The organism is Corynebacterium sp. (assembly GCF_012837295.1).
Lineage (GTDB): Bacteria > Actinomycetota > Actinomycetes > Mycobacteriales > Mycobacteriaceae > Corynebacterium.
Map to the genome: position 1 here is coordinate 1 of NZ_DURI01000007.1, position 1935 is coordinate 1935.

The 1935-nt window shown below is 68.3% G+C and carries 2 protein-coding genes and 1 pseudogene; 1 reads left to right on the forward strand and 2 read right to left on the reverse strand.

Going from position 1 to position 1935, the window contains the following annotated elements:
• On the forward strand, nucleotides 1–1226 hold a 1226-nt coding region (locus GX015_RS00225; protein ID WP_291341895.1), incomplete at its 5' end, for a metallophosphoesterase family protein.
• A gap of 83 nt (nucleotides 1227–1309) precedes the next feature.
• Here the strand turns inward: GX015_RS00225 and GX015_RS00230 are convergent.
• On the reverse strand, nucleotides 1310–1834 hold the full coding sequence (locus tag GX015_RS00230) for a carboxymuconolactone decarboxylase family protein (protein WP_291341896.1): 525 nt from the start codon (nucleotides 1832–1834) through the stop codon (nucleotides 1310–1312).
• A 3-nt stretch (nucleotides 1835–1837) separates the two neighbouring features.
• Nucleotides 1838–1935 (reverse strand): annotated as a pseudogene (locus GX015_RS00235) (peroxiredoxin); the annotation flags it as partial.

Sequence of the window (1935 nt, forward strand, 5' to 3'; positions counted from 1 at the left end):
CCCAGTCCGCCGGCCAGGTGGCTCCCGTCGCCGAGCGCGTCATCCTCGCGCCGACCGCCGACGCCGCCCGCGGCATGACGGTCACCTTCCGCACCGCCGAGCAGGGCGCGTCCGTGGAGTACCGCCGGGTCGGCGGCGGCGAGGCCGCAAGCGCCGAGGCCGCAAGCGCCGAGCCGACGTCGATTCCCGCCGGACTCAAGGGGATGGCGCCGGCCGGCGGCTTCCATCAGACCGCCTCGATTGTCGGCCTGGTCCCGGCGACCGACTACGAGTACCGCATCGTCACGGCCGGTGGGGAAGCCGGCCCGTGGCGGACCTTCACCACCGCCACCGACGGCCAGGCCGGCCCCGTCGACATGATCTTCTTCGGCGACGCCCAGAACGGCCTCGCCGACCAGTGGCGCACCACCGCCTCCGCGGCTCTCGCGGGAGCGCCGGACGCTGAGCTGATTCTGCAGTCCGGCGACATGATCGACCAGGCCCACCTGGATGCCGAATGGGGCCAGTGGTACGACTCCCTCGACGGCGCCCCGGCCACCACGCCGATGCTGACGGCGATCGGCAACCACGAGTTCACCGTGGACCCGTTCGCGACCGCGTTCGCCAACCACTTCACCCACCCCGCCAACGGGCCCGAGATCCTGCGCAACTCGACGTACTTCGTCGACCGCGGCGGCGTGCGCATCATCACGCTGTCCGCCAACGCGCTCTTCCTCGATCAGCAGCGCGAGTTCCTGGACCGCGCCCTGACGGAGAATCCGAATCAGTGGTCCGTGGTCATGTTCCACCAGCCGGTCCACAACGCCAGCACCAACCGCAATGACCGGATGTACGGCAACGCCTTCGCGGAGACCATCGAGCGCCACGACGTCGACCTCGTGCTCAACGGTCACGATCACGCCTATGCCCGCGGCCACAAGTCCGACAACGTCGTCGACGGCGTCAACACCGGCCCGGTCTACATGGTCGCGACCGCCGGATCGAAGTTCTACGGCACCTCCGCCGATAACCCGGCGTGGAGCGAGCAGGGCGCCGAGCGCGCCGTGTGGGCCCAGGAGACCTCGACGTTCCAGAAGATCACGGTCGACGCCTGCACCATGGACGTCACCGCCGTCATCACCGTCGAGGGCGACGACCGGATGTCGTCCAACGGCGCCGCCGGCGCGGGCAGCGTCCTCGATGAGTTCACCATCGACAAGTGCGGCGAGGTCAAGCGCGTCAACTGACCCGCACACGACGAAGCCGCCGCACCCGCCCGGTGAACCCGGGGGAGTGCGGCGGCTTTCTCGAGCCGATCAGGCGGGAACGATTAGCGCGCGTTCTCGACCTGGACGGTCTGGGCGATGGCCTGGACGACCGCGGCGATCTTCACGGCCTCCCACACCTGCTCCTTGGTCAGACCCTCCTCGCGGACGGTCTTGTCGTGGGCGACGGCGCAGTGCTCGCAGCCGTTGATCGTGGACACGGCCAGCGACCACAGCTCGAAGTCGGCCTTCTCCACGCCGGGCTTGGAGATGATGTTCATGCGCAGGCCGAACTTCACCTGGGCGTAGTCGTCGCCGAGCCAGCCCTTGGCGCGGTAGGCGACGTTGTTCATCGCCATGACGGTGGCGGCGCCGAGCGCGGCCTCGAAAGCCTCGTCGGACAGGTGCTCCTTGGCCTCCTCGGAGATCTCCGAGAAGACGGTGTCATTGCGGGTCGCGGCCGCCGACGCCAGGAGGGTGCCCCACAGCTGCTGCTCGCTCAGCTCGGTGGAACGGGTCAGGGAGCCCAGGTTCAGCTTCTGATCCTTGGCGTACTCCGGCAGGCCGGAACGAAGGTTGTCGATGCTCATGTATTACTTCAGCTCCTGCTTCAGGACGTCCATCTTGTCGATGTTCTTGGTCGGGTCGTTCTTCTGCCAGTTGCAGGCGCAGACCTCCTCCGACTGCAGGG

What these genes read in the sequence shown, in the direction of transcription:
- GX015_RS00230 (WP_291341896.1), bottom strand. Translation starts at nt 1,834, where the DNA reads ATGAGCATCGACAACCTTCGTTCCGGCCTGCCGGAGTACGCCAAGGAT.